Genomic DNA, 26,874 nt, shown 5'->3' with positions numbered 1-26,874 from the left:
ATTAAAATTCTTCATATTCACGTGGATCTTGGTTATCAATGCGACCATTATCTTGCGTCAATGCATTGATCAATGCCATTTCTTCGTCTGTTAATGAAAAATCAAAAATCGCTAAATTTTCAAGCTGATGTTTTTCGGACGCTGCTTTCGGAATCGCGACCGCACCAATTTGATAATGCCAACGTAAAATAATTTGACCAATCGTTTTATTTTTATGCGCCGCAATTTTTTGAAGCGTTTCATCATAAATAACGGTACGTCCGCGGCTTAATGGACTCCACGATTCGGTCACAATTTGTTTCGATTCGTTATAAGCACGCATCTCTTCTTGTGAAAAGTACGGGTGCAACTCAATTTGATTGACGACTGGTAGCACGCCCGTTTCTTCTTCTAAACGATTTAAATGTTCAGGCATAAAGTTACAAACACCGATGGAGCGCACAAGTCCTTCTTTTTGCGCCTCAATTAAAGTCTGCCATGCTTCTACATACTTGTCTTGCTTCGGATTTGGCCAATGTAGTAAATATAAGTCTAAATAATCGAGCCCCATACGGAACAACGATTCTTCAATCATTTCGTAACCGACTTTTCGGTCATAATATTGGGCACGTAATTTCGATGTGACGAAAAGTTCTTCGCGCGGCACATTTGACCGACGAATCCCCTCTCCGACTGCACCTTCATTGTCGTAACGAATAGCTGTATCAATCAATCGATAGCCATGCTGAATCGCTGAAGCAACACCTTCTGCGGCTGCTTCACCTTTCATAAAAACAGTCCCAAATCCAATGACTGGTATTTTGTGACCATCTGCTAACGTTTTCGTTTCTACTGACATGTCATCACTCCCTTTAATGTAATGTTTACCTCAAATAAGTGTGCGTAAACAACACTTTAAATTTTTGTGAATATTGAAACTTTTTATATTGTATTTCGTATATTACGTACGAACAAAAAGGGGGCATCAATATGTTTTGGATTGCTATTGTCGTGATCGTCGCTATTACAGCGGCAGCAAGCTTAGCGGAAAGAATGATTAAAAGTCGAGAGAAAACGAAAAAACTTGAAATTGAAATGATGCGTGAGCAAATCAAATTAGAACAATTGAAATATGACAACTACAAAATGGAAACAGAAAAAATGCGCTTAGAATTACAACGCGACATTCAACAAGCACCGACGAAAGAACAATTATTAAATGTCGATTTACAAAAAGATGCCTTTTCATCCCCTTCCAAAATGGGTAAAGAATAGTAATTGAACAAGGGGGGGCGTTTTCATGGATATTCGTATATTAACAAAAGATGATGCAAGTAATTACTTAGCGATTCGGCACCGCGCTGTAAAAGAGGAACCTGAATCATTTTTACCAACGTACGAAGAAGAACGCCAAAAAGATGTAGACACATACGAGGAAATGTTAGCGGACGCACTTTCAAAAACTTACGGTGTGTTCGACAATCATGAACTCGTCGGCGTTACAACAGTCGTACAAAATGGACATGAGAAAATGAAACATATTGCGCAAATCGTCGGTGTGTATTTAGCACCTGAGCACCGAGGAAAAGGTTATAGTAAAGCGATGTTTGAACGAATCGTCAACGACGCCCGACAAAACGATGAACTTGAACAACTTCGTCTATCAGTCGTTGATACGATGGTACCGGCTATTAAGTTGTATGAACGAATGGGCTTTGAGATTTTATGTCCAGACCCAAAAGTAATGAAAATGCCAGATGGCAAGTATTTAAATGAGCTTCAAATGATTTGTTTTTTAACTTCATAGAGGGCTAGGGCGCTGTCATAGCGCTCTTTTTGTGTAAATACGTTTATTTGTTTACATTTTTACATACTAAAAAAGGCGTATGCTTCATGCATACGCCTTGTCTTTATTTAGCGACGATTGTTTTTACAGCGCCATATGCACCAGCTTTCGCCTTACCATTGACTGTGACGTACGCGCGAACACGTACGTAATAACGTTTTTTCTTCGTTAGTTTTGTTAATGTTTTTGATGTTGCTGTTGTTTTCACCGTTTTCGCATTTTTCATGTTTTTGTTCGTTGCGTATTGAATATCGTAACGAACAGCACCTTTTACTGGCGCAATTGTCACTTTTACTTTTTTACCGCCTAGTGCCTTTAAAGCTTTCACTTTTGGTTTTGCAATGACAACTGCAGGCTTCACTGTCACGTGGATTGTTTCTATCGTCGTCTTCGCTGAGCTATCGCGGACCGTTACCGGTACGTCGTAAACACCGGGTGTTCCACTGTTAAAGTTAGCTGTTACATATTTTGATACGTCACCATCTTCGGCATCAATAGCACGTACATAAGATGTGACATTTTCACCTGCATACATTGTCACATTACGCGTTTCAATCATTGGATATGTATGCTGCATATAAGCTGAAGCGATGTAGCCTTTTTGACCTGATGACGTTTGGACAGGATACCAAACGAAGCGGTTATTTGGTTGTTGCGTATCAAAAACATAAGGCCCCGTAATTGTCACACGTTCATATTGTGCTAATTTTGTGACCTCTGCACTGTTAACCGTTGATGGCTTCGTACGTAGCTTAACACCTTTGGCAGTCATAAGCACACGATCTTTTACTTTTAAGGCGTAGTTTGAACGTGTCACACGACTCGTCGGTTCAAACGTTGATTTTTGAAATACCATTTTAGCTGGATTTTCGTAGTACGTAACATTAGTCGGACGAATATTTAAAATATCCATCAGTTGCACATCTTTATTTTCCGCTGTTACGCGATGTTGGCCAGTATTTGAAAAGTCTTGGCGATAAATTTTACCGTACACTTTTTGACCGTAGCTTTTTTCATTTAATGCCCCTGTTTGTTGAACGACTGGACTATTGCTAGGCACCATACCGTTATAAGCGATAACTGCAAAAAACCAATCTTCAATGTCTTGACGGTCTCCAGTTACTTTAGGCGTACTGCTACGGTTATACATCGTATTTAAAATGAGCGCGCCTTCTTCAATATTCGCAGCGATATCATTTTTCAACGAATCATCAGAAATATTGGATTGCTTCGTCGTTACTTGCATAATGCCGATACCGTTATCTTCAGCTACAAGTGGTGTACCTTTTTCATCAAATTGACGCCAGCCACTCTCCTGCATCGCCACACCTTTTAATACTTCTGGTGGTATATTATATTTTTTCGCAGTATCCGTTAACATTTTGTTAATCGTCGGCGAAGATGGATTTTGTGCCGCTTGTGCCATCGTTGGTATTGTAAGTGCAGCGATAAGTGTAAATGCCCCTAATGTTTTCTTCATTCCCCTGAAATCCTCCTAAAAAAAACAGCCCTCATTGCAAGGGCTGCTTCATTTGTTACTTTTATTATACTGGATTAACACCATGTTTTCGCTCTGTAAATGTTAATTTTTTCGTTTTATATACTTCTAAACGCTCAACAAGCGCCTGACGTAGCTCATTTGGTTCGATCACGTCATCGACAACAAGTTCAGAAGCTAAACGATATACGTCGATTTCTTCACGATATTCTTCTGTTTTTTGCGCGATAAAGGCTGGGCGTTCTGACTCTGGCAACGCCGCAATTTTATTCGCATATACAGCGTTGATAGCCGCTTCTGGTCCCATTACGGCAATTTGCGCTGTCGTTAACGCGATACATGCATCTGGCTCAAATGCTGGACCTGCCATCGCATATAGACCCGCGCCATATGCTTTACGTACGATAACCGATAATTTTGGCACCGTCGCCTCACTCATCGCAAAGATCATTTTCGCACCGTGGCGAATAATCCCTTGACGCTCCACTTGTGTACCGATCATAAAGCCAGGTACGTCAGATAAGAAAATAAGTGGAATGTGGAACGCATCACATAAGTTAATGAATTTTGCCGCCTTATCCGCTGAATCATGGAATAAGACGCCACCTTTTGCTTTCGGTTGGTTCGCGATAATACCGACCGCTTGCCCATTAATACGTGCAAGACCTGTAATTAGTTCTTTTGCGAACAATTTCTTAATTTCACAAAATGAGCCGTGGTCAATAACACGTTCAATTAAATGATGCATGTTAAACGCCGCATTTTGATTTTCAGGAATAATTTCCGCAAGCGTTTTTTCTGCTGGCGTCGGCTCTTCCGGTGCTTGTAATGCTGGCTTTTCACGGAAGTTTTGCGGGAAGTATGTTAAGTAGCGACGCGCGTAGTCAATCGCTTCTTCTTCTGTTTTCGCTAAAACATCACCACAGCCTGAAACGCTACAATGCATTTTTGCCCCGCCCATCGTTTCTAAATCTACGTGTTCACCGATTACTTTTTCAGCCATACGTGGCGAACCTAAGTACATCGACGCGTTTTTCTCAACCATGACGACAATATCGCAAAAGGCCGGAATGTACGCACCACCTGCTGCAGATGGACCGAATAGTAAACAAATTTGTGGAATGCGACCCGATAATTTTACTTGATTATAGAAAATGCGACCGGCACCACGACGGCCTGGGAACATCTCAATTTGATCGGTAATACGTGCGCCTGCTGAATCGACTAAATAAAGGAGTGGTACTTCCAGTTTTTCAGCCGTTTCTTGAATACGTAAAATTTTCTCAACTGTACGTTTCCCCCAAGAACCCGCTTTTACCGTCGAGTCATTTGCCATGACACAAACGGTACGACCATGAATTTTACCAATCCCTGTGACAACGCCATCTGCTGGTAAATCGCCTGCTAGTACATTCGCAAAAGCACCGTCTTCTACAAGAAACTCATCATCAAACAAACGCTTTAAACGATCGCGGACGAATAATTTACCTTGCGCACTATTTTTCTCGTGATATTTCGGTGCACCACCTGCAACGATATCTTCTTTATAATCTCGGTACGATTTTTCCGTATACGTATTTTCCGTCATGTTCGTTCCTCCCTACTTGCCTTCGTATTGTGGCGCACGTTTTTCTTTAAACGCTGCCAGTCCTTCTAGTCGATCTTCCGTCTGCAATAAACGTTCATATGCGAGACGCTCAATGTCGATACCTGTTTTTAAGTCCGTCTGCATGCCTTGTTGAATGGCACGTTTCGCCTGAATTAATGCCAGTGGCGCATTTTCTGCAATTTCAAGCGCCAACTTCTCCGTTTCTTCTCGAAGCAATTCTTGAATGTAAATGTGCTCGACAAGACCGAGTTGTACCGCTTCTTCCGCCGTAATACGACGCGCAGTATAAATGAGTTCTTTTGCACGACCTGTTCCGATGAGACGAGGTAGACGCTGCGTACCACCTGCTCCTGGAATAATGCCGAGCGATGTTTCTGTCAAACCGAGCTTCGCTGTCGTCGCCGCGACACGAATATCACAAGCGAGTGCTAGCTCTAGCCCACCACCAAGTGCCATACCGTTCATCATTGCAATAACCGGTTGTGGCAATTGCTCCGTTTTCGTGATGGCTTCACCAATTAATGCAATCGTCTTTTTCGTCATCACTTCGTCCATTTGCTGACGTTCTTTTAAGTCTGCACCGGCACAAAATACTTTTTCACCAGCACCTGTTAATAACACAACGCGAATCGAACGATCGTGAGCGACTTGCTCTAGCACTTCAATATATGCTTGTAACATCGCACGCGACATCGCATTCGCTGCCTCTGGACGGTTTAGCGTAATAATTGCTAACCGATCTTTGATTTCTAACTGTACGAGCGTCATGACTGTTCACCTCTGAAAATCGCCATTTGTTTCGATGTCAGTTGACGATTGATTTTTTGCTCCATAAATTGAGACGCTTTCATCATTTGATCGAGATTAACACCTGTTTCGATGCCCATTGAATGTAACAAATATAAAACGTCTTCTGTCGCCACATTCCCAGATGCACCTTTCGCATAAGGACAACCACCGAGACCACCAATCGCACTATCAAATGTCGTAATACCATACGGTAAACTCGCAACAATATTCGCTAGTGCCGTCCCATGTGTATCATGAAAATGCATCGCCAATTTTTCAGGCGCGTAATGTTTCATCAGTTCATCTAATAATGTTTCTACTTGGGGTGGCACTGCTACCCCAATCGTATCGCCAAGCGAAATTTCATCAACGCCCATTTCAAATAAATGATCTGCCACATATTTAACTTGCTCAGGCTTCGTATAGCCATCATATGGACAAGCAATCACTGTCGATACATATCCACGCACCGTTTTGCCAGCTGCTTTCGCTGCTTCGACAACTTCTCTTAATACCGGAAATGTTTCTGCAATCGATTTGTTAATGTTTTCGCGATTATGCCCTTCTGATGCAGACATAAAGACGCTTACTTCATCAACATTTGCTTCAAGGGCGCGCGCAAGTCCTTTCATATTCGGCACGAGCGCTGCATACGTTACCCCTGGTTTGCGGTCAATTTGCGTTAACACATCAACTGCATCTGCAAGTTGCGGAATCCATTTCGGATGAACGAAGCTTGTTACTTCAATATAATCGAGGCCTGTTTCACTTAATTGATTGACGAGTGCAACTTTATCCGCCGTATCAATCAATGCCTTTTCATTTTGTAACCCATCTCGCGGTCCAACTTCTTTCAAACGCACATTGTTTGGCAACATCGACGTCACCTACTCTACTTCAACTAAATCTGCATCCAACTCGATAAAGTCACCTTCACTTACGATGACGCGCTTCACAGTGCCTGACTCCTCTGCTTCTACAGGAATCTCCATCTTCATTGATTCTAAGATTACGACTTCTTGACCTTCTTCTACTGTGTCGCCTTCTTTTACTAACACTTTCCACACTGTACCTGCCATCTCTGATTTAATCATCATTTTAATTCCTCCTTATATTCATCAATAAATTTTGTCGTTGTGACACCACTTTTGAAAACGGGGTGTGCCATTATTTTTCGTAACAATGGAATATTCGTTTTAATACCTGTCACTTCGTATTGATCAAGCGCGTCAGTCATTCGTTCAATCGCTACGTCACGTGTATCACCGTGCGTAACAAGTTTTGCAATCATCGGGTCGTAAAACGGTGTGACGACACTGCCAGCTTCAACGCTTAGCTCATGGCGAATACCTTCACCTTCTGGAATCGAAAACGTTTGAATCGTTCCTGGTGATGGGAAAAACTTCACCGGGTCTTCTGCGTAAATACGCACTTCAATTGCATGACCATTAATTGTTAAATCTTCACGCTTCACAGTTAACGTTTCACCGCTTGCGACTTTCAATTGCCACTCGACGAGATCCAACCCTGAAATTTCTTCAGTAATCGGATGCTCTACTTGTAAGCGCGTATTCATTTCTAAAAAGTAAAAGTTTTGCGAAGCATCGACTAAAAACTCAATCGTCCCTGCATTCGTATAGTTAATGGCCTGTGCTGCGGCAACCGCTGCATCAAGCATTTGTTCACGTGTTTCTGGCGAAATAAATGGTGATGGTGCTTCTTCGACAACTTTTTGATTACGACGTTGCACCGAGCATTCACGTTCAAACACTGGAATAACATTGCCATGCGTATCTGCTAACACTTGCACTTCCACGTGATGTGGCGCTTCAATGAGTTGTTCGACAAACATCGTGCCATCTCCAAAAAAGTTTGCGGCGCGTTGTTGGTTGCCATCAAATGCTTTGCGAAGGGCTTCTTCGTCATGTACCGCTTGCATACCGATACCACCACCGCCTGCAGATGCTTTTAACATCACAGGATAACCGATGTCCCCAGCAATACGCGCTGCTTCATCTACATCTGCAACTGCATTATTCGTACCTTTAATAATCGGCACGCCCGCATCTTCCATTCGTTGTCTCGCCGCTAACTTGCTGCCCATTTCTTCAATGACTTCTGGTTTCGGACCGATCCACGTAAGACCAGCCGCTTCGACTGCACGTGCAAAATCCGCATTTTCAGAAAGCAAACCGTATCCTGGATGAATAGCTTCCGCGCCTGAACGTTTTGCAACATCAATAATTGCGTCAACGTTTAAATAACTTTGATTTACTTGTGCTTCACCGACTGCATACGATTCGCTTGCATCGCGTACATGTAAACTATCTGCATCGGCTGTTGAATAAATCGCAACCGTTTGAATGCCGAGTTTGTCACAAGTGCGAATGACGCGACGTGCGATTTCACCACGGTTTGCGATTAAAATCTTTTGAAACATGCTATCCCTCCTCTATAAACGCTTCACGCAATTTAAATTTTTGAATTTTACCAGAGGCTGTCATCGGATATTCTTCTACGAATAAAATATGTCGTGGAATTTTATGACGCGAAATTTTGCCTGTACAATATGCGCGAATGTCCGCTTCATCAAGCGATGAGTCTTTCGGAATAATCCATGCGGCCAATTCTTCCCCGTATTTCGGATCTGGCACACCGACGACTTGCACGTCTAAAATTTGTGGATGACTATATAAAAACTCTTCAATTTCACGTGGATAAATGTTTTCTCCGCCGCGAATGATCATATCTTTCAAACGACCTGTCACTTTTAAGTAACCATCTTCATCCATCGTGCCGAGGTCTCCTGTATGCAACCAGCCATCTTGATCAATCGCTTCAGCTGTTGCATCTTGATTTTTGTAATAGCCCTTCATCACACAATAGCCACGTGCGACGATTTCACCTTGCACACCACGTGGTAGCTCTTCATTCGTACCAGGTGCTACTACTTTTACTTCCGTATTTGGAAGCGCACGACCGACCGTTTCTACTTTGCGTGTAATGTTGTCTTCTGTACGCGTCTGTGTCAATACTGGTGATGACTCCGTTTGACCGTAGCAAATCGTAATATCTTTAATTCCTAAGACGTCAATGACATCTTTCATTACTTCGATTGGACACGTCGAACCTGCCATTACACCAGTACGCAACGACGATAAATCAAATTCTTGAATATTCGGTAAATTAAGTTCACTAATAAACATCGTCGGTACACCGTGAAGTGCCGTACATTTTTCTTTTTGTACCGTTTGGAGCACGACTTCAGGATTGTAATCTTGAATCGGCACCATCGTTCCACCCGCTGACACGATTGTGAGCGTACCGATAACGCAACCGAAACAGTGGAAAAATGGCACTGGAATACACAATCTGTCTTTATTTGTGAGCTTCATACATTCAGCGATATTCAACGCATTGTTCGTTAAATTCCGATGCGTTAACATGACGCCTTTTGGAAAGCCTGTCGTACCAGATGTGTATTGTAAATTGATAACATCATCTGGCGTTAAGCTACTATGACGTTCTGCTAATGCTTCATCACTTACATTTTCGGCTAATGCTAAAAATTGTTCGTAATTGTACGTACCAGGATAATCCTTTTCTCCGATGACAACGACCGTATGTAGCTGCGGTAATGTTTCACTCTTTAATTGTCCTGGTGTCGCATCTTTTAACTCTGGACACACTTCATATAACGTATCAATAAATGAATGGTCTTTTACTTGGTCGATTAAAATAATTGCACGTGCATCAGACTGCTGTAAAATATACTCCAGTTCCATCGCGCGATAATTCGTATTAATCGTGACGAGTGCCGAACCCATTTTGCCAGAGCCAAATTGTAGCCCAGGCCATTCAGGAACATTCGTCGTCCATACAGCGAAATGTTCGCCCTTTTCAAGTCCAATTGCCATTAACGCTTTCGCAACTTCATTCGCATGGTTGTTAAAATCTCGATAGCTCCATCTTAAATCTCGATCTGCATATACTAACGCTTCATTGTCCGGAAACTGTTGTACGCGCTCCTCTAAAAATTTACCAATAGTTTGTGCGATTAGTTGTGCCACACACATGCCTCCTTATTAAGTTGTTAACAGCCTAAGTTTCTTGAAATGACAACACGTTGAATTTCTGACGTACCTTCACCGATTTCCATTAATTTAATATCACGTAAATGACGCTCAACATCATATTCTTCCATGTAACCGTAACCACCGTGAATTTGAATCGCTTGGTTACATGTTCTAAAGCCCATTTCTGACGCAAATAATTTCGCATAAGCTGCTTCTAATTTAAATGGTTTGCCGTTATCTTTTAACCATGCTGCTTTATGCACCATATTACGCGCCAATTCAATTTCCATCGCCATGTCTGCTAATTTAAATTGAATCGCTTGTAGTTTTGAAATCGGCTTCCCGAATTGTTGACGCTCTTGTGCATATTTCAACGCTTTATCAAATGCCGACTGTGCAATACCGACTGATAATGCCGCAATCGAAATACGACCACCATCTAACGTATTTAAAAATTGGCCGAAACCTTTTTTCTCATCGCCAAGCACATTTTCTTTCGGTACACGTACGTTATCTAAAATAATTTCACACGTATTCGAAGCGCGAACACCCATCTTGTCATAGTCCGAACGGATTTTAACGCCTGGTGTGTCTGTCGGAACGATAATCGCTGTAATAATATTTTTACCGCGTTCATCTTTACCTGTTACCGCTGTAACAACGATTTGACGCGAGTACTCCGCATTCGTAATCCATTGCTTTTCGCCGTTAATAACCCATTCATCGCCCTCTAATACGGCTTTCGTCTGTGTACCACCGGCATCTGACCCGGCGTTTGGCTCAGTTAAACCGAATGCCCCAAGCGTTTTCCCTTGTGCAAGTGGCACGAGGTATTCTTGTTTTTGTTCTTCTGTACCGAAGTTGTAGAACGGTGTTGCGCCTAAGCTAACGGCTGCTGCGTACGATAAACCTGTCCCGCCGCACGCACGTCCAATTTCTTCTACTGCTAAAGCGTAAGAAATCGTGTCGCCACCTGCACCGCCGTACTCTTCTGGGAAGGGGATACCTAATAGTCCAAGCTCACCCATGCGTTCAAAGCTTTCTTTTCTAAATGAATGCGTTTTGTCTAGTTCTCTTGCGTGCGGTGCAATTTCCGCTTGTGCAAAGTCTCTCACCATGTTGCGGATCATTTGTTGCTCTTTCGTTAATTCAAAATTCATATTGCTACCTCCCTGTTTAGAACCGACTAGTCGGTCTGATTGCGCCAAAATGCTACAGTAAATATTGTTTTTGAATTGCCTCTTGATACCCAAATTCCGTCATGACACCACGTAGTAACACATCATTGAAATATTTCGTAATTTCTTTCATCGTAAGCTTACCATCTACTTTAAACCATCTGTACGTCCAGTTAATCGTGCCGCTAATCAACAACGCTGTCATTTTGACCGACAGCTCTTGTCGAAACACCCCTTGCGCCTGGCCCGACTTTAAAATATTTTCTAAATTTTGTTGGTACAAATTACGTTTAGACTCGATAACCGCTTCATGCTCCTGTGAAAGGTAAACGCTTTCTTCGTAAAATACAGTAATATGTCGCTGATAAATACTAAACGCGTGTAAACATGTGCTCAACATCGCATTCATTTGATCAAGCGAAGAGTCATATTTTGCAATTTCACGTGTCGTTTCCGTCAATATATACGAAATGAACACATCATGTATTTCATACAACAAGTCCCCTTTTGATTTAAAATGGTGATAAAACCCGCCTTTAGACGTTTCAGCGGCTGCGACGATTTGCTCGACGCTCACACCGTGGTAACCTTCTTGTTGAAATAAATCAAGTGCCGCTTCAACTATTCGCTCTTTAATCGAGCGTTTATTCATTTCGCCACCCCCTCCATCACCTGCCTCACGATATGGATTACCTATATTTAACAAAATATTTCTGCTTTATGCAAGTATTTTCTTCGAATTTGACTTTTTATTTTTCATCACGTATAGTAAACGTAACTTACAAAACGGAAGAAGGTGTTCACTATGACAAATGTATATGCGATTGTTTTTAGCCGTAAGCCGCTATGCGCGTTCATAGAGAAGCATCTTCACAGTGTCTACTAATGTAGTAGTGCGCTCTTTTTTGCGAACCTATGAACGAGCTGCGGCTCAGGCATAGGTTTTTTTGTACGCAAATATAAGGAGTGAACGACATTGACATTACAAACATTAGGATTTTCAACATTTTTTGAACAACAATTACAACAAACAACATGGCGACCAGCCCGTATTACCGAACAACATAAACATATGTACCGCGTATGTGGAGAAGATTTCGAATGGCTCGCAACGGTCAGCGGTAGCTATGCTTTTCATACACATCATGCGATCGACTATCCAGCAATTGGAGACTGGGTGCTTGTAGAACAAATGCCCGGCGAGGAAAAATGCGCCATTCATCAATTGCTGACGCGAAAATCTGTTTTTACACGTAAAGCAGCTGGTCGTGAAATAGAGCAACAAGTCGTTGCTGCAAATATTGATATCATTTTACTAGCGATGAGTTTAAATGAAGACTTTAACGTCCGTCGCTTAGAACGATACGTCGTTGCCGCTTGGGAATCGGGCGCTGTGCCAATGATCGTACTGACGAAAGCTGATATGTGCGACGATATCCCGTTTTATATGCAACAACTAACAGACGTTGCAATGGGCATTGATTGTATCGTCACAAGTGCTATCACTGGTGAAGGCATCGAAACATTGCGTCAGCACGTATCAACTGGTAAAACAGCAGCAATTATCGGATCATCAGGCGCCGGAAAATCATCTTTAACGAACGCATTACTCGGAGAAGAAACGATGAAAGTGGCGGACATTCGAGCCGATGACGCAAAAGGTCGCCATACGACGACACACCGCGCGTTGATTCAATTGCCAAATGGCGCATGCTTTATTGATACGCCAGGTATGCGCGAGTTACACATTTGGACGGAACAAGAAAGTTTAAATACAGGTTTTGACGATATTGAAACGTTCGCTGCATCGTGTCGTTTCCGCGATTGTACACATCATCAAGAACCAGGCTGTGCCGTACGCCAAGCGATAGAGAACGGGCAACTTGAAGCAGCACGACTTCGTAATTATGTTAAATTACAAAAAGAGGTCGCGTTTATCGAGCGTAAAACGAAAGCACAAGAACAATTGGCCGCAAAACGCCGTTTGAAAAAAATATCGAAGCAATTAAAAGCACATTACCGATAACAAAAAAAGCTTGCGAATGATCGCAAGCTTTTTATTATGCTCTTTTTCGTTCTTCATCGATAAATATTTCTTCTAACGTTTTTTCAGACATTTCAACGCGATAAACGTCGACATGATGCGCATGTAATATTTTTAGTATTTCAGCGTTTTGTTTTTCGTCGCGAATGTGTAACGTCGTAAATTGCTCCGTATGTTTCACAATTTCAGTGTATTTAGAAAGTTGAACGATGCAATCTTCTGGTACTTTACCATGTTTAATTTGCACGTATAAAGCATCTGTATCATTCGTTTTCAGCTCATCAATCGTACCTACTTTCGTAATGACACCATCTTTTAAAATAGCGATACGATCACATAATTTTTCAATTTCCGCTAAATTATGTGACGTTAAAAAAATCGTTTTTCCGCGATGTTGTAAGTCACGCATTAACGTTTGTAATACGATAGCTGATTCTGCATCAACACCTGATGTCGGCTCATCTAAGAAAATCAGTTGTGGATCGTGGATAATCGCCTGCGCAAATCCTAATTTCTTTTTCATCCCAAAAGAAAATTTGCTCACTTTCGTATGAACATCTTTTGCTAAACCAACGCGCGCCAACATATCTTTTGCATGTGCTTTAGACACTTTTTCACCACTTACTGCTGAGAAATAGCGTAAATGTTCGAGCGCTGTTAAATGCGGATAAAACATAGAGTAATCCGGCAGGACACCAATTTTCTTGTTCACATCATTCGTTAACGTTTGACCGTTAAAAAATGTGACCGTTCCAGACGTTTGCTTTGCTAACCCTGTCAAAATATTAATAAATGTTGATTTACCAGCGCCATTACGACCGAGAAAACCGAATATTTCTCCTTGTTGAACCGTTAAATCAATCGACTTCAACACGCGCTTTTTGCCATAGTTTTTTGTTAGTTGTTGCACTTGTAGCATTAGTATTCACCTCGTTTAAATAGTTGAACGGCTGCGAAAATAATGACGACTGAAACAAGTGGCAATGCAATCATTTCCCAGTTGTCATTTTGTATGTAATGCATCGGGCTTACGTAGCGTAATTTCCCCCACCATTTATCCGTTAACTCTACAGCATATGAAACAATTGGGAACGCAATACCGATGACAATGCCGATAAACATAGACATTCTTGGCTTCGTGATCACAATGGAAACGACAAAGGCAATCGTAATTTCACTGATTAATAAGCATAAAATAGTCGCAAAAATAAGTGGACTAAATGTGTGTGATGTAATGGCGATAACAGCAACCGCTAAGACGATACAAAATAGCCAAAATGCGCAGACGCCGATAAATTTCCCCCATACGATACGATCTGCAGACGTACGCGTTAATAAAAAACGAATCGTGCGAGAAGATATTTCACGATTAATAATGTCATGTGATAATGCCATGACGAACAACGGACCTGTAAATAAAACCATCATCATTAAACCAGTCGCATATAGCGCGTTATCATTTTCAGCGCCCATCCCAATAATTTCGGCAAATGTTTGGCCGTTTCGTGCGAAATAATAAGATGCTAATAATAAGAGTGCGATCATGACGATTGATTTAATATTTTTCGTCAGTTGCCAAAATTCTTGTTTTGCAATTGCTAACATACGATTCTCTCCTTCAATAGTTGATAATCTTAGTATAACGAATGAATCTTATGTGAAATGAAACATTACCTTAACATTTCCTTAATTTTCCGAATGACTAAAAAGAACCGTGCTACAATATGGAAGAGGTGACTACTATGACACAACAAAAATTACTGCTCGTCGACGATGAAATGGCTATTTTAACGATGCTTGAGACGATTTTACATAAAGAAGGCTTTACACATATTGATACAGCGACCTCTGCTGAAATGGCATTAACGCAATGCCAAAACCAAACGTATGACTTAATTTTATTAGATGTCATGCTACCCGGTCAGAGCGGGTTTGATATTTGTCCGCAATTGCGACAACTGACAGATGCGCCTATTTTCTTCGTCACAGCGCGCTCTTCTGACTTAGACAAATTGTCGGGCTTTGCGCTCGGTGGCGATGACTACATTACAAAACCGTTCAATCCTTTAGAAGTCGTAGCGCGTATTAAAGCACAGCTTCGTCGTATTCAAAAAGTGACGCCAATCCAAACGACGCTGACATTTCCATCATTAACAATTCAAATGACTTCTGGTGAGGTTTACTTTAAAAACAAACGTATTGAATTGCCCGCGCAAGTGTATCAATTGCTGCTCTTTTTCTGTCAACACCCAAATCAACTGTTCACGAAAGCGCAACTATATGAACAAGTATGGCAAGAAGCTTATTTAGGCGAAGACAATACCGTCATGGTACACATTCGCAAATTACGTCAAAAAATTGAAGACGACCCGAGTCATCCTACGCGTATCATTACAGTTCGTGGGCTTGGCTATAAATTCGTCCCTGGCGTAAGCGAATGAAAGTACAACGCCGATTCGCCTTTCAATTTTTAACTCAATTTATTACGCTCTGTATTTTGCTTGGTATTTTACTATTCGCCCTCGTCTTAATTTTTGGCAAAATTGTCTCGGACGAAGATTTATCAAGTGATTTACTCACAATTGACGATTTTTCTTACGACTATCATATTAATGCCCACTACGAAATTGATGATGCATTAAAAAAAGCCGTGCGCACACAAAACGTTTGGCTACTCGTGTATGACAAAAATTATCACTTAAAAACAGCTTATAACGTACCCAAAGATGCTCCGAAAGCATACGATACGCTATTGAAGGACGATACTATTTTTTACAATATGGAATCTGTTACACTTGGCGACAGTATTCAATCTTATGTAATTGTTGGAAAAAAGAATGAAAGCGCCATTACACTCGATGAAATGATTCAACACATCAATTGGCAATCTGCAACGCTGCCACAAATTGATAGTAAACAGCGGATTTATTACGTAGATAAAAACGGGCACGTGCTCGACACACGAAACGTTGCAAAAAAAGATGCGACCGTTGAAGCACTTTACTACCGTCATCAATATACAGTAGCTCGTTATACAGATGAAGCAACGGGTAAGCAACTAATCGTAGCGACAAAAAACATCGATGATGACATTTTAAAAGTATTGAAGCGGATGTTGTCGCCTATTATCATTTTAGGGCTGATTTCTCTTTGTTGTTTTATCGTTTTCATTTATTTTTACACACGAAAATTTGCCAACCCACTGATGTTACTCATGGAATGGATTCGACAAATCGGTCAGAAAAACTATGACCTCCCGCTTAATAAAAAACAGCAACCATTGTTCCGTACGAAAAAAGGGCGTGTGCGTCAACGTTTTAAATTGTATAAAGATATGATTGTGACGATGGAGCATATGATCGATGAATTGAAAAAGCACGATGCCGAACGTCACCAAATGGATAAAATGCGCGAGGAGTGGATTAGCGGCTTATCCCACGATTTAAAGACTCCCCTTTCTACAATTATCGGCTATACGAAAATGATGCGTTCAACACATGAATGGACGCCGAAAGAGCAGCAGCAATTTTTAGAAGTGATGGACGATAAAGCAACTTATATGAAAGAGCTAATCGATGATTTAACATTAACTTACCGCTTAAAAAATGCGCGCGTTCCTTTACAAAGAGAGCAAGTCGAAATAAACGAGTGGTTGCGTCGCAAACTGATTCATTGGATGGGCACGGCAGAAGCTGAACAGTATACGTTTGATTTTCATACATCACACCCAACACTTTACGTGCAAATCGATCCTGTACTTTTTCAACGCGTAATTGACAATTTATTAATTAACGCGATGAAACATAATCCACCTGGGACAATCATTGCGATTGAAACAACAGTTGTCGCACAGCAACTGCAAATCATTTTTAAAGATAACGGCATCGGTATGGATGAACAAACCGTCGCTCAATTGTTTAACCGCTATTATCGTGGAACGACAACGACTGAGCAAAGTGAAGGTACCGGTCTCGGCATGGCCATTACCGAACAGCTCGTAAAATTGCATGGGGGATATATCGTTGCGCAAAGTGATATTAACATTGGGACGACCATTATCATTACACTAGCGATGGAAAGTACTTTTTCATAAGCACTCCAACAACAAATTTGAACACGTTTTTGCTACAATAAAGTCATCTTATTGAAAGCTAGGTGACACAAGTGCGTTTATGGCATACAGACATCATTCCATTTTTACCGAAAGGCCAGCTATTATCACAATGGCGTGAGCTAAACAGCATTTTTGCGAAAGAGGATAAACACGTACTCATTAACTATATTTATGACTATCCGAAAGCTGATTTACGTGCTTATACAGACTTGATTATTCAAGAAATGAAAGCACGTGGATACAATATTCGCTCATATGAAAAAATGGAACGTTATTTTGCAGATGTCGAACCGACTGTCGTGGCACATCCGTTTGCACGCGACCACGACGATACGTATTTAGAAATTTGTTATTTTAATTTAAAAGAAAAATTTATTCGTGGTCAAAAAGATTACGAAGCGGCGCAATTTGAAGCGCTCGATCAATATGTTAAACAACAATTAAACCGTTAAAAAAAGAGGCTGGGACAAAACATTTCATTTTCCTTTTTTAGTGTTCGCAACAAACAACCGGAACCGCGCCACAGCGCGATTCCGGTTGTTTTTATGCTCATTTGAGATGGTGTTTTTACACTTATGTCCCAGCCTCTTTTTTCATAACTTATGCTTCGATTAAGGCTGCCGCTTGTTCCAATGTTACCATTTCAGTAGCCATTGCTAACGCCGCATCTACGATTGGAAATGCTAATACCGCACCTGACCCTTCGCCTAAACGCATATTCATATGCAACATTGGTTCTACACCTAAACGTGCCGCTGCAATACGCGCGCCAGGTTCTTCTGAAGCATGTGATGGAATAATATAATCTCTCACTGCGGGGTTTAATGCCGCAGCGATACATGCTGAAACTGTTGAAATATAACCGTCAATGACAATTGGTACACGATTGGCCGCCGCTGCTAACGTTACGCCCGCCATCGCGCCGATTTCAAGGCCACCCACTTTAGCAAGTACGTCAATCGCATCATCTGGATTTGGCTGATTTAACGCGATTGCCTCACGAATAACTTGCGCTTTATACGCAATACCACCTTCACCAACGCCCGCACCAAAACCTGTCACTTCGTCTGGATCTACGCCTTCTAACACAGCTAAAATCGCCGCGCTTGGCGTCGTGTTGCCGATGCCCATTTCCCCTGTTGCTAGTAGGTTCACACCGTTTTTCACTTGTTCATTCGCTACTTCAATGCCAACTTCAATTGCACGAATTGCTTCGTCGCGTGTCATCGCTGGCCCTTTACGCATATTGTCCGTACCATACTTCACTTTTTTCAAAATAACGCCCGCATCTGCTGGTAAATCTTCCATGACACCGACATCGACTGGCACAACTGTTGCACCGACTGATTTCGCGATAGCACATACACCTGTCGTTCCTTTCGGAAAGCCAAGCGTTTGGAATACCGTCACTGATTGTGGGTTCGTTGTAACACCTTCATCACAAACACCGTGGTCGCCTGCACAAACGATTACGGCCTTTTTCAACGTTTCTGGGAATTTACCTTCGTTAATCGCTGCGAGTTGTGCTGCGATTTTTTCTAGCTTCCCTAAACTTTTCGGTGGTTTTGCTAGCGAATCGATATAGTTCACCGCTTCATCGTGATCCGCTTTCGTTGTTGATTGGATTTGCTCGATTGTTTGTTGTAATAATGACATATCATATCCTCCTTTGAATCTACACAAAACAAAAAGCCTGTAGTTTATTCGGCATCGCGAAATAAACTACAGACTTTTCCATCATCTATACGTACGTGTACAGCGTTAGGCAGGTCTCCTGGCTTCAGGTCAACATAAGATGAAGCCTTCCCGATCAATCAGTGGCATCTTTCCATCTTATTCGCTGTTACAGTGGCGGGACCGCTAAAGTTTTGCACTTTATTCCCTATTCTCTCTATTGCTAGAGCACCTAATGCTTTATGTAGTTACGTACACTTTACCGTATTAAGAAAAATCAGTCAATATCGTTTTTTACATCTTTCCACATACGGCTGACAATTTTTTCAGTCGGACGATTGCGCCCACTAAATGGCCCTGCCTTCGTTACGGATGCGTCTAGGTCAACGAGAAATACGACGACGACGCTCGGTTCTTCTACCGTTAATGACACGATGTCCGCCCCTATGGCACCATCTCGTTTTTCTAAACGCGCTCCATTAATTGTAATCGCACCGTCAAAAACGTATACACATGGTACGAGTCCTTCTTCAGCTGTTGGCAAATTGTATGTGCCTGATGCAGCGTGTAAATCATACATCCATACACGTTGGCGAACGATCAATGGTGCATGTGCTGGCCCTGCAATGTATCGAAAATCATCAGATGATTCATACGAGGCAAATTGCACATTTGGCGCTAAATCTGCTTCACGAGGTCGAATAAAAATTTGCAACATCTCCGCATCCATGTCTGGTGTACTTTCTTGGTGGAAAAGACTATCCCCCGCACTCATAAGCATGTAACGATTATGTGCTAACGTTTCGTACGAACCAGCTGAATCTTCGTGTACAAATTGCCCATCTACTAAATAACTAATAATTTCATCGTTTTTATGTTCATGCATTTTGATAACTGTTCCCTTGCGAATAGTTGCATGGTCAAACGATTGGAGTGGTCCGAATGCATAATCTTCCTTATCTACATTTCCATCTGCGACGCCAGGCCACTGTGAACGAAATTCAATACGACTCCCTACTTTATCAAATGAATCGCTATGACGAAAAATGTCCATATTTCAACACCCTTTCTAAAAAACATCCATCCATCTATACCCGCATTCCACAAAAAAAGACGAACCGTCACCGATTCGCCTTTTTCATCTTACTATTTTGTCGCTTCTTTTAAGTAGCTTAAGTTCACAAGACCTGTAATATCGTCTTTCGTTGTGTAACCTGCTTCTTTAGAGATTGTTGCCATTTCTTGTAGCACTTTTTCGTTTACATCTGTTGTTGGTGTTAAACGTTTGAATGCTTCTTTCACTTCATCTTCTGATAATGCTTTACCTGTAATGTCTTTTACATGTTTTAAAAATAAATCAACAGCTTCATCTGGGTTATCGTTAATGAACGCAACCGCTTCTGCATGTGCTTTTAATACTTTTTTCGTTAATTCCGGATTTTCTTTTGTGAAATCTGTTTGTGCAACGACTACTGTATTTGTTGATTCATTGCCCCATGCAAATTCATCAGGACCTAATAATAATTTTGCATCTGCATTTTTCTCGATGTTAACGCCCCAAGGTTCTTGTGTTGCTGCTGCGTCTACTTGTTTTTGAACGAATAATGCAGCTGTATCTGCTGGCGCTTGTTTCACTGTATTTACATCGCCACCGCTTGCTTTTACTTTTAAGCCTGCATCTTTTAATGCTTTCATTAACGCGATATCTTGTGTACTACCGAATGTTGGGATTGCCACTGTTTTACCTGCTAAATCCTCAACAGAATCAATGCCTGAATCTTTACGAACGACAAGTACTGCACCGCCGTTTACTGCACCTGAAACAATTTCGTGTTTTGGTGATTTTAAATAGTTTGTTAATGCTGGTGTTGGACCAACTGTACCTAAGTCGATTGCATCTGTATTCATTGCTTCCATAAATGCTGAACCATCGTTAAATGTATTCGTCGTAATTTTTACATCATCGCCAAGTTGCTCTTTGTAGAAACCTTTTTCAAGTGCAACGATTGTTGCGATATGCGTCATATTTGGGAAATACCCAATACGTACTTCTTTTGCTGCGTCTTTTTTACCTTCGTCTGCTGAATCGTTGTCGTCTTTGCCACCGCATGCAGCAAGCACCAATGTTACGACTGCTACGACTGCGAACAACCAAAATTTGTTGAACTTTTTCATACTTTCTCCCCCTATTTCACTACTTGAATACCGCGCTTACGTAATACAGCGCGTTCTAATTTTACAAACACAAAGTTATCAATTAACGTGCCAATGACACCGATAATGATCATAATCGCAAATACTAAATCCATTGATTGCAATGAACGTCCCATATCGAGTAGTGTCCCTAAACCACCGCTACCCCCTAGTAACTCACCGGCAAGAACGGCCCGCCATGCAAGCGCCCAAGCAACACGTAAACCTGAAATAAATTGTGGTACGGTCGCTGGGAAAATGACAGTGCGGAATAAATGGAAGCCTTTTGAGCCCATCGTACGTGCCACGCGAATGTTTAATGGTGGTACGCTTTTAAATGCGGTACTTAGCGTAATCGACAGCGATAATGTCGCACCGAGTACGATAATGAATAGTACCGATTCAACCCCTAAGCCGAACCATAAAATCGCTAAGGGGAACCAAACGATATTTGGTACCGATTGTAACGTTGAAACGAAAAATCCTAACGTATCATCGACGAGTTTTGATTTATAAATCAAAAACCCAATTAATGTACCGAGCACGACGGCGATTAAGAAACCGACGACGAGTCGTCCGAGCGATTGCTCTGTCGCTTCTAACAACTGACCGTCTGTTAAACCACTAATGAGTGTCTTCATAACCGTCACGCCACCAGGTTCATTTGGAATAATGAATGGCGGCCACATAAATGCTGGGAATACTTCAAATTTAGATATCGCTTCCCATATGGCTATCAGTATTACCACGAAGCTGATCCTTCTTAAAGTCGTAATCATCACCGAATTCCTCCTTCAACACTTTCTCCATCTCTAGTTGTAACTCGGATAAAATACGACTTTCTAAATCAACGAGAACACTATCTGTACCTTGACGTGGGCGTCCAGCTTGCACATTGTATGCACGCTTCACACCACCAGGACGGGTTTTCATTAATAAAATACGATCGGATAATACGACCGCTTCTCGAATGTTATGTGTAACGAAAATAATGGTCTTCTTCGTTTCACGCCATAACTGCTCAAGCTCTTTATGGAGCACCATACGCGTCTGTTCATCTAACGCAGCAAATGGTTCATCCATCAGTAAAATTTCTGGATCCATTACGAGCGCACGTGCAATTGCCACACGTTGTTTCATTCCGCCTGACAATTCATGCGGTTGTGCATGCGCAAATTTCGCTAAGTGAACTTTTTGTAGCCACTTCATGGCGCGCGCTTCTGCTTCTTCTTTCGGTACTTTTTTAATCAGTAAGCCGTACATGACATTGTCGAGTACGCTTAACCAAGGAAATAAACCTGATTCTTGGAAAACAACGATACGGTCATTGCCCGGACCTTTAATCGTTTTTCCATTTACCGTAATCTCTCCTGATGTTTGTTTGTCGAGACCGGCAATAATATTTAATAAGGTAGATTTCCCACAGCCTGATGGCCCCAATAGTGATAAAAATTCGCCTTTTTGAATCGTTAAATTTACTTGATCTAGCGCGATGACTGGATCTTGCCCCTTATGTTCGAACGATTTATGTAAATCTTTTAACACAATATGTGATTCAGACATATTGCCACCTCCCCGAATAAAACATATAATACCTATTAAGTTAGTATGTTTTATATGATATATTGAAATTCTAAAGGAAATAGTTCAACAATTCTGTCACTTAGGTGACATATCATGAAAAATAAAGGTAAAATTAGTAACGGGGTGTATTTTTTGAAAGCGATAGAATTATTTATCAAGCAACATGGGCAATTTGTGAAAATACCGAAAGGGCAACGGATTTTCCAAATGGATGAACGACCAACGCACGTTTACTATTTAACAGAGGGCTGGGTTAAAATTGGGCAAGAAACAGAAAATGGGCAAGATATTACATTATCTATTCGAAAAGCGGGCGAACTGTACGGTTTAGCAGAAGTACTAGCGAACGATGCTGCGCGCATGCGTTATGCGATGAGCTTAACGGAAGTAACGTGCTATATGATGACAACAGAACAATTGCATACACTATTAACAAAGCAACCTATTTTGTGGAAACCGTTAAGTGAAATGATTGCTACAAGGCTCATTGAAACACAAAACTTCATGTGTGCGCTGACGAATTTACAAGTACCAGAGCGACTCGCTTGGTTTTTACAACAATTTTCTACATTTAAAGAGGGGCATACGATCGTCGAATTACCGATGACACATGAAGAATTATCAAATTTAGTCGGTTGTAGTCGCCAAAAAGTGACGAGCAATTTAAACGCTTGGCGCAAAGCAAATCTCATTTCATATGAACGCGGTAAAATCGAAATTTTAGACCAACAATTATTTGCATAACAAAATAGACAAAAAAAGACATTCACGATTTGACTCAAATCATGAATGTCTTTTCTTATTGACGAAGATTTTAACCTAGCCTCTATTTCATTACCAACTCGCTTTTTTCACGCCAGGAATTTGTCCTTTATAAGCAAGTTCTCTAAATTGAATACGCGACATGCCAAATTTACGTAGGTTGCCATGGGGACGTCCAGTAATTTTGCACCGACGAACAAGTCTCGTCGGTGATGCGTTACGTGGCAACTTTTGAAGTGCTTCGTAATCTTTTACTTCCTTTAATTGTTGACGGAGCGTTGCATATCGCTCGACAATTGCCTCACGTTTTTGTTGTTTAACGATTTTCGATTTTTTTGCCATGTTGTAATTCCTCCATTACAGTCATCATTTCTTCACTCGTCACAAGACATGCATCTAGCTCTGCCGTAATACTTGCTTCATCTAAATCAATACCGATGATGACAAGCTCTGTTTGACGGTCGCCAAATGCTTCGTCCCAGTTGTCTAATATTTCAGGCTCACGTTCAAATAGTGCTTGTTGCTCTGCTTTTGGTAACGTTGCAATCCAATATGTCAACGGCTGTAATGTCGCAGATGAGCCGGCTTGTGAAAAGAGCAAAGCAGTATTCGGATGTTGCATACTCCACACAAACCCTTTTGAACGTACGATTTCTAGTGGAAAGTTTTCCGCCCATGCTTGGAAACGTTCAATATGGAATGGCCATTTTCGTTTGTACGTGAATGAACCGATGCCGTATTCTTCCGTTTCCGGCGTATGATGCGCTTGATTTAACTCTTGAATCCATCCTGCTGATTGTGAAGCTTTGTCAAAGTCAAAGCGCCCTGTATGTAAAATGTCTGTCGGCGCAATTTGCCCATATGTCGTGCGGATAATACGCGCAGTCGGTTGCAACATTTTGAGCACGTGTTCAAGTTGATCGAGTTGCGCTCGTGTCACAAGGTCACTTTTATTAATGACTAAAACATCACAAAACTCGATTTGATCGATTAATAAATCCGCGACGTCACGATCGTCTTCGGTACTCACCGCTTGACTACGTGCTAACAAGCTCTCCCCTGATTGGAAATCTGTCCAAAAGCGATTCGCATCAACAACTGTGACCATCGTATCGAGCGTACAGCTTTTCGTTAAATCGATGCCTAATGCTTCATCTATATATGAGAAAGTTTGTGCAACTGGGATTGGTTCACTAATGCCTGTCGACTCGATGACGATATAGTCAATGTTTCCTTTTTCAACGAGACGCTCGATTTCTTGTAATAAATCTTCACGTAACGTACAGCAAATGCATCCGTTTGATAACTCGACAAACTTTTCATCCGTACGTGAAATACTACTTCCTTGCTCGACAAGCGCTGCATCAATATTAATTTCACTCATATCATTTACAATTACCGCAATACGTAATTGTTGTTCATTTTGTAGTAAATGGTTTAATAGCGTTGTTTTTCCCGCCCCTAAATAGCCGCTTAATACGGTCACAGGAATTTTTTTCATCGTTGTGCACTCCTTTTATTTAAATCGTAATAATTACGATTTAAAAATGTGTAAAATTTTTTGACGCCTTATTTCGTTTCACGATGTAGCGTCACACGTTTTAATCTCGGTGAATATTTACGCAGCTCTAATTTTTCTGGATGCGTACGTTTATTTTTCATCGTAATATAGTTGCGATCTCCTGTCTCTGTACATGCTAATGTTACTTGCACACGCATGTTCATCACCTCTTTTTATAAATAGTAATGGTTACGATTTAAAATATTACAACTCTTTTTTCTGTTTGTCAACATAGGAAATTAAAAAAAGCAACACCATTTTGGCATTGCTTTTAGCGAATTTGTTTTCGAAATCCTTTTAAAAACCCAAATTTAATCGACATAATGTATACGGCAAGCGACGGAATCATCAATGAAAAAATACGGCTGTTTAAAAAATCGTCGAGCTGAATCGACGTGTTTTCGTTACACCCTATCCCGTTGCAATCTGTTTGTTTCAACAAGTTTTCATACGCCGCATTGCCAATCGTATCTGCCAGTAAGAGCACCGTCACAATGATAACGAGCGCATTCATAATGCCGTTAATTTCAAACGTATGGAGCATTTGTTGTTCACTTTTTTTAGCGAGTTGATACCCTACACGCCGTCTCATTATTTTATTCATCATGCCTTTGAACAAACTATAAAGAAATGACGATAGCATAAATGTATACAACGTAATGTTAAAGAAAATCGTCGACGTAAACACTTTGTCCTCGCTTAAATGAAATGCACTATACGTCACGACAATAAACGACGCCATAATGAGAAAGTAGAGCTTTAACAGTTCAATCGGAATGTAAAACGATAATGCCATCCAACTCGGAATGCGGAGTTTGAGCACCTCGTATAAAATATAACTCATCACACTATAAATACTTGCAATGACAGCGATGACGAGCACGAGGGCGAGCGCTTCATTTTCCGCAAAACGGAACAGTTTATTTTTCAATAAAAACAACGTATGTTGCCAGTCAAAACCGATATAAAGCGCCATTAAGCCGAGCGTAATCGTCATTGTAAACGTAAAAATAAGCGTTGCGACACTACTTCGATCTAATCGTTTCATTGCCTACAACGCGCGTAAAAATGTTAGGAGCGCCTCATTAAATGCATCGGCATGTGTCACATTGAACCCATGTGGTGCGCCTTCAATGACAACGAGCTCACTATGTTCAATCATTTCATGTGTTCGAGCGCCACTTACTTCTATCGGTACAATCGCATCGGCATCACCGTGCAATACGAGCGTCGGAACGTCCACTTTTTCTAAGTCCGCACGGAAATCGGTACGGCTAAATGCGCCAATACAGTCGAGCGTGCCTTTCGGTGAAGCAAACGATGCAATTTGTTTATTGTATAGACGGAATGACTCGCTCACGAGCAATTCATCATTCGCTGTGAAAAAGTTATGCGTAAAATCTTCTAAAAATGCCAAGCGGTCTTCCTTTACGCCCGCTTCCATTTCTTCAATACCCGCATCATCCATTCCGCCTTCTGGATTATCGGCCGTTTTGTATAAATACGGAGGTACTGCGCCAGCAAATACAACACCTGCTAGACGATCTGTACCGTAGTTACCAACGTAGCGCGCAATTTCACCGCCGCCCATTGAAAAGCCGACGAGTGTCACATCATGAACGTCCAAGTGCTCGAGCAATTCATGTAAATCTTTCGCAAACGTATCATACTCATAACCTTGCCACGGTTGTGACGATTGTCCAAATCCACGACGGTCGTACGTAATGACGCGATATCCTGCTTCAATGAGCGCAGGTATTTGACGTTCCCACGAGCGTCCACTTAATGGCCAGCCATGAATGAGGACGACTGGTTTTCCTGCACCTACATCTTCATAATGTAGTTCAATCGGTAAATCATTTTCTGTACCTACTTGTAAACGTGCCATCTAATCCCTCCAATAAAAAGTATATTACCCCTTTATTTTACAGTTTCGCACAAAAAAAAGCATTTGATCTGAACCGATC

At 41.4% G+C, this 26,874-nt stretch carries 29 protein-coding genes and 1 riboswitch; of the genes, 7 read left to right on the top strand and 22 right to left on the bottom strand.

The genetic code is table 11. The features are described from left to right. Position 1: 1 nt before the first annotated feature. Complete coding sequence (locus KMHG_RS11015; RefSeq protein ID WP_010289517.1) at positions 2–838, bottom strand: aldo/keto reductase; 837 nt, start codon at positions 836–838, stop codon at positions 2–4. A gap of 131 nt (positions 839–969) precedes the next feature. Here KMHG_RS11015 and KMHG_RS11010 point away from each other — a divergent pair, with 131 nt between their 5' ends. Together KMHG_RS11010 and KMHG_RS11005 are read left to right on the top strand one after the other, a co-directional pair. Further along, positions 970–1,254, top strand: a complete 285-nt coding sequence (locus KMHG_RS11010; RefSeq protein WP_010289516.1) for a hypothetical protein — start codon at positions 970–972, stop codon at positions 1,252–1,254. A 25-nt stretch (positions 1,255–1,279) separates the two neighbouring features. Beyond that, positions 1,280–1,786 (top strand): GNAT family N-acetyltransferase, encoded by a 507-nt coding sequence (locus KMHG_RS11005; RefSeq protein ID WP_010289515.1) that lies wholly within the window; start codon positions 1,280–1,282, stop codon positions 1,784–1,786. A 103-nt stretch (positions 1,787–1,889) separates the two neighbouring features. Here KMHG_RS11005 and KMHG_RS18440 read toward each other — a convergent pair whose 3' ends face one another. The 9 genes from KMHG_RS18440 to KMHG_RS10960 all read right to left on the bottom strand — a co-directional run bounded on the left by KMHG_RS18440 (position 1,890) and on the right by KMHG_RS10960 (position 11,627). Beyond that, a complete protein-coding gene (locus KMHG_RS18440; RefSeq protein WP_010289514.1) occupies positions 1,890–3,305 on the bottom strand; it encodes a transglycosylase SLT domain-containing protein in 1,416 nt (471 codons plus the stop codon). Positions 3,306–3,369: 64 nt separating this feature from the next. After that, positions 3,370–4,911, bottom strand: a complete 1,542-nt coding sequence (locus tag KMHG_RS10995) for an acyl-CoA carboxylase subunit beta (RefSeq protein WP_010289513.1) — start codon at positions 4,909–4,911, stop codon at positions 3,370–3,372. Between the two features lie 12 nt (positions 4,912–4,923). Further along, the gene (locus KMHG_RS10990) at positions 4,924–5,700 is read right to left on the bottom strand and encodes an enoyl-CoA hydratase (RefSeq protein ID WP_010289512.1); all 777 of its coding nucleotides are present in this window, start codon (positions 5,698–5,700) and stop codon (positions 4,924–4,926) included. Next, positions 5,697–6,599 (bottom strand): hydroxymethylglutaryl-CoA lyase, encoded by a 903-nt coding sequence (locus tag KMHG_RS10985; protein ID WP_010289510.1) that lies wholly within the window; start codon positions 6,597–6,599, stop codon positions 5,697–5,699. The genes KMHG_RS10990 and KMHG_RS10985 overlap by 4 nt, the downstream gene beginning before the upstream one ends. A gap of 9 nt (positions 6,600–6,608) precedes the next feature. Next, positions 6,609–6,818 (bottom strand): acetyl-CoA carboxylase biotin carboxyl carrier protein subunit, encoded by a 210-nt coding sequence (locus KMHG_RS10980; protein ID WP_010289508.1) that lies wholly within the window; start codon positions 6,816–6,818, stop codon positions 6,609–6,611. Further along, positions 6,815–8,161, bottom strand: coding sequence for an acetyl-CoA carboxylase biotin carboxylase subunit (locus KMHG_RS10975; RefSeq protein ID WP_010289506.1), 1,347 nt, complete (start codon positions 8,159–8,161; stop codon positions 6,815–6,817). The genes KMHG_RS10980 and KMHG_RS10975 overlap by 4 nt, the downstream gene beginning before the upstream one ends. 1 nt (position 8,162) lies before the next feature. Then, positions 8,163–9,797 carry an AMP-binding protein gene (locus tag KMHG_RS10970; protein ID WP_187116281.1) on the bottom strand — a complete coding sequence of 545 codons (1,635 nt, stop codon included), beginning with the start codon at positions 9,795–9,797 and terminating at the stop codon, positions 8,163–8,165. 17 nt (positions 9,798–9,814) lie between these two features. After that, positions 9,815–10,957 carry an acyl-CoA dehydrogenase family protein gene (locus tag KMHG_RS10965; RefSeq protein ID WP_010289503.1) on the bottom strand — a complete coding sequence of 381 codons (1,143 nt, stop codon included), beginning with the start codon at positions 10,955–10,957 and terminating at the stop codon, positions 9,815–9,817. 52 nt (positions 10,958–11,009) lie between these two features. Continuing rightward, positions 11,010–11,627 carry a TetR/AcrR family transcriptional regulator gene (locus tag KMHG_RS10960; protein ID WP_010289502.1) on the bottom strand — a complete coding sequence of 206 codons (618 nt, stop codon included), beginning with the start codon at positions 11,625–11,627 and terminating at the stop codon, positions 11,010–11,012. A gap of 324 nt (positions 11,628–11,951) precedes the next feature. Here KMHG_RS10960 and rsgA point away from each other — a divergent pair, with 324 nt between their 5' ends. After that, positions 11,952–13,001, top strand: coding sequence for a ribosome small subunit-dependent GTPase A (gene rsgA / locus KMHG_RS10955; RefSeq protein WP_010289501.1), 1,050 nt, complete (start codon positions 11,952–11,954; stop codon positions 12,999–13,001). Positions 13,002–13,035: 34 nt separating this feature from the next. Here the strand turns inward: rsgA and KMHG_RS10950 are convergent, their stop codons facing one another. Beyond that, positions 13,036–13,938 (bottom strand): ABC transporter ATP-binding protein, encoded by a 903-nt coding sequence (locus KMHG_RS10950; protein ID WP_010289500.1) that lies wholly within the window; start codon positions 13,936–13,938, stop codon positions 13,036–13,038. Beyond that, complete coding sequence (locus tag KMHG_RS10945) at positions 13,938–14,624, bottom strand: ABC transporter permease (protein WP_010289499.1); 687 nt, start codon at positions 14,622–14,624, stop codon at positions 13,938–13,940. The genes KMHG_RS10950 and KMHG_RS10945 overlap by 1 nt, the downstream gene beginning before the upstream one ends. Positions 14,625–14,761: 137 nt before the next feature. Between KMHG_RS10945 and KMHG_RS10940 the strand changes: the two genes are divergently transcribed. From KMHG_RS10940 to KMHG_RS10930, 3 genes are all read left to right on the top strand, one after another. After that, entirely contained in the window at positions 14,762–15,460 is a 699-nt protein-coding gene (locus KMHG_RS10940) for a response regulator transcription factor (RefSeq protein ID WP_010289498.1), read from the top strand. Beyond that, the gene (locus KMHG_RS18435) at positions 15,457–17,112 is read left to right on the top strand and encodes a HAMP domain-containing sensor histidine kinase (RefSeq protein WP_010289497.1); all 1,656 of its coding nucleotides are present in this window, start codon (positions 15,457–15,459) and stop codon (positions 17,110–17,112) included. Before KMHG_RS10940 ends, KMHG_RS18435 begins: the two co-directional genes overlap by 4 nt. Before the next feature lie 71 nt (positions 17,113–17,183). Next, the gene (locus KMHG_RS10930; protein ID WP_010289496.1) at positions 17,184–17,585 is read left to right on the top strand and encodes a pyrimidine dimer DNA glycosylase/endonuclease V; all 402 of its coding nucleotides are present in this window, start codon (positions 17,184–17,186) and stop codon (positions 17,583–17,585) included. Positions 17,586–17,733: 148 nt separating this feature from the next. On the opposite strand, the gene cobT is transcribed toward KMHG_RS10930, so the two are convergent. The 5 genes from cobT to KMHG_RS10905 form a co-directional block, all read right to left on the bottom strand. After that, entirely contained in the window at positions 17,734–18,789 is a 1,056-nt protein-coding gene (cobT, locus tag KMHG_RS10925; RefSeq protein WP_010289494.1) for a nicotinate-nucleotide--dimethylbenzimidazole phosphoribosyltransferase, read from the bottom strand. Positions 18,790–18,880: 91 nt separating this feature from the next. After that, a riboswitch (cobalamin riboswitch) is annotated at positions 18,881–19,058 on the bottom strand. Positions 19,059–19,084: 26 nt separating this feature from the next. Further along, entirely contained in the window at positions 19,085–19,861 is a 777-nt protein-coding gene (locus KMHG_RS17795) for a pirin family protein (RefSeq protein WP_010289493.1), read from the bottom strand. Positions 19,862–19,953: 92 nt separating this feature from the next. Next, positions 19,954–20,982, bottom strand: coding sequence for an aliphatic sulfonate ABC transporter substrate-binding protein (locus KMHG_RS10915; protein ID WP_010289492.1), 1,029 nt, complete (start codon positions 20,980–20,982; stop codon positions 19,954–19,956). 11 nt (positions 20,983–20,993) lie between these two features. Further along, on the bottom strand, positions 20,994–21,779 hold the full coding sequence (locus KMHG_RS10910) for an ABC transporter permease (protein WP_026022081.1): 786 nt from the start codon (positions 21,777–21,779) through the stop codon (positions 20,994–20,996). Beyond that, a complete protein-coding gene (locus KMHG_RS10905; RefSeq protein WP_010289490.1) occupies positions 21,712–22,563 on the bottom strand; it encodes an ABC transporter ATP-binding protein in 852 nt (283 codons plus the stop codon). The genes KMHG_RS10910 and KMHG_RS10905 overlap by 68 nt, the downstream gene beginning before the upstream one ends. 153 nt (positions 22,564–22,716) lie before the next feature. Between KMHG_RS10905 and KMHG_RS10900 the strand changes: the two genes are divergently transcribed. Further along, complete coding sequence (locus KMHG_RS10900; protein WP_161601009.1) at positions 22,717–23,328, top strand: Crp/Fnr family transcriptional regulator; 612 nt, start codon at positions 22,717–22,719, stop codon at positions 23,326–23,328. 90 nt (positions 23,329–23,418) lie between these two features. On the opposite strand, the gene rpsN is transcribed toward KMHG_RS10900, so the two are convergent. The 5 genes from rpsN to KMHG_RS10875 form a co-directional block, all read right to left on the bottom strand. Continuing rightward, positions 23,419–23,688 (bottom strand): 30S ribosomal protein S14, encoded by a 270-nt coding sequence (gene rpsN, locus KMHG_RS10895; RefSeq protein ID WP_010289487.1) that lies wholly within the window; start codon positions 23,686–23,688, stop codon positions 23,419–23,421. Next, a complete protein-coding gene (locus tag KMHG_RS10890; RefSeq protein WP_010289485.1) occupies positions 23,663–24,847 on the bottom strand; it encodes a GTP-binding protein in 1,185 nt (394 codons plus the stop codon). The genes rpsN and KMHG_RS10890 overlap by 26 nt, the downstream gene beginning before the upstream one ends. Positions 24,848–24,915: 68 nt before the next feature. Then, positions 24,916–25,065 (bottom strand): 50S ribosomal protein L33, encoded by a 150-nt coding sequence (gene rpmG / locus KMHG_RS10885; RefSeq protein ID WP_010289484.1) that lies wholly within the window; start codon positions 25,063–25,065, stop codon positions 24,916–24,918. 113 nt (positions 25,066–25,178) lie between these two features. Beyond that, positions 25,179–25,955 carry a hypothetical protein gene (locus KMHG_RS10880; protein WP_010289483.1) on the bottom strand — a complete coding sequence of 259 codons (777 nt, stop codon included), beginning with the start codon at positions 25,953–25,955 and terminating at the stop codon, positions 25,179–25,181. Positions 25,956–25,958: 3 nt separating this feature from the next. Next, a complete protein-coding gene (locus KMHG_RS10875) occupies positions 25,959–26,795 on the bottom strand; it encodes an alpha/beta fold hydrolase (RefSeq protein ID WP_010289482.1) in 837 nt (278 codons plus the stop codon). Between the last annotated feature and the right edge of the window lie 79 nt (positions 26,796–26,874).

The organism is Kurthia massiliensis, assembly GCF_000285555.1.
Classification (GTDB): Bacteria; Bacillota; Bacilli; order Bacillales_A; family Planococcaceae; genus Kurthia; species Kurthia massiliensis.
The sequence above is the reverse complement of the archived record's forward strand: the minus strand, read 5'-3'. Positions and strand labels throughout refer to the sequence as shown.

Bases quoted from the DNA above. Each gene is read 5' to 3' on its own strand.
- KMHG_RS11015 (WP_010289517.1), bottom strand. From the start codon at position 838: ATGTCAGTAGAAACGAAAACGTTAGCAGATGGTCACAAAATACCAGTC.
- KMHG_RS11010 (WP_010289516.1), top strand. From the start codon at position 970: ATGTTTTGGATTGCTATTGTCGTGATCGTCGCTATTACAGCGGCAGCA.
- KMHG_RS11005 (WP_010289515.1), top strand. From the start codon at position 1,280: ATGGATATTCGTATATTAACAAAAGATGATGCAAGTAATTACTTAGCG.
- KMHG_RS18440 (WP_010289514.1), bottom strand. From the start codon at position 3,305: ATGAAGAAAACATTAGGGGCATTTACACTTATCGCTGCACTTACAATA.
- KMHG_RS10995 (WP_010289513.1), bottom strand. From the start codon at position 4,911: ATGACGGAAAATACGTATACGGAAAAATCGTACCGAGATTATAAAGAA.
- KMHG_RS10990 (WP_010289512.1), bottom strand. From the start codon at position 5,700: ATGACGCTCGTACAGTTAGAAATCAAAGATCGGTTAGCAATTATTACG.
- KMHG_RS10985 (WP_010289510.1), bottom strand. From the start codon at position 6,599: ATGTTGCCAAACAATGTGCGTTTGAAAGAAGTTGGACCGCGAGATGGG.
- KMHG_RS10980 (WP_010289508.1), bottom strand. From the start codon at position 6,818: ATGATGATTAAATCAGAGATGGCAGGTACAGTGTGGAAAGTGTTAGTA.
- KMHG_RS10975 (WP_010289506.1), bottom strand. From the start codon at position 8,161: ATGTTTCAAAAGATTTTAATCGCAAACCGTGGTGAAATCGCACGTCGC.
- KMHG_RS10970 (WP_187116281.1), bottom strand. From the start codon at position 9,797: ATGTGTGTGGCACAACTAATCGCACAAACTATTGGTAAATTTTTAGAG.
- KMHG_RS10965 (WP_010289503.1), bottom strand. From the start codon at position 10,957: ATGAATTTTGAATTAACGAAAGAGCAACAAATGATCCGCAACATGGTG.
- KMHG_RS10960 (WP_010289502.1), bottom strand. From the start codon at position 11,627: ATGAATAAACGCTCGATTAAAGAGCGAATAGTTGAAGCGGCACTTGAT.
- KMHG_RS10950 (WP_010289500.1), bottom strand. From the start codon at position 13,938: ATGCTACAAGTGCAACAACTAACAAAAAACTATGGCAAAAAGCGCGTG.
- KMHG_RS10945 (WP_010289499.1), bottom strand. From the start codon at position 14,624: ATGTTAGCAATTGCAAAACAAGAATTTTGGCAACTGACGAAAAATATT.
- KMHG_RS10940 (WP_010289498.1), top strand. From the start codon at position 14,762: ATGACACAACAAAAATTACTGCTCGTCGACGATGAAATGGCTATTTTA.
- KMHG_RS18435 (WP_010289497.1), top strand. From the start codon at position 15,457: ATGAAAGTACAACGCCGATTCGCCTTTCAATTTTTAACTCAATTTATT.
- cobT (WP_010289494.1), bottom strand. From the start codon at position 18,789: ATGTCATTATTACAACAAACAATCGAGCAAATCCAATCAACAACGAAA.
- KMHG_RS17795 (WP_010289493.1), bottom strand. From the start codon at position 19,861: ATGGACATTTTTCGTCATAGCGATTCATTTGATAAAGTAGGGAGTCGT.
- KMHG_RS10915 (WP_010289492.1), bottom strand. From the start codon at position 20,982: ATGAAAAAGTTCAACAAATTTTGGTTGTTCGCAGTCGTAGCAGTCGTA.
- KMHG_RS10910 (WP_026022081.1), bottom strand. From the start codon at position 21,779: ATGATTACGACTTTAAGAAGGATCAGCTTCGTGGTAATACTGATAGCC.
- KMHG_RS10905 (WP_010289490.1), bottom strand. From the start codon at position 22,563: ATGTCTGAATCACATATTGTGTTAAAAGATTTACATAAATCGTTCGAA.
- rpsN (WP_010289487.1), bottom strand. From the start codon at position 23,688: ATGGCAAAAAAATCGAAAATCGTTAAACAACAAAAACGTGAGGCAATT.
- KMHG_RS10890 (WP_010289485.1), bottom strand. From the start codon at position 24,847: ATGAAAAAAATTCCTGTGACCGTATTAAGCGGCTATTTAGGGGCGGGA.
- rpmG (WP_010289484.1), bottom strand. From the start codon at position 25,065: ATGCGTGTGCAAGTAACATTAGCATGTACAGAGACAGGAGATCGCAAC.
- KMHG_RS10880 (WP_010289483.1), bottom strand. From the start codon at position 25,955: ATGAAACGATTAGATCGAAGTAGTGTCGCAACGCTTATTTTTACGTTT.
- KMHG_RS10875 (WP_010289482.1), bottom strand. From the start codon at position 26,795: ATGGCACGTTTACAAGTAGGTACAGAAAATGATTTACCGATTGAACTA.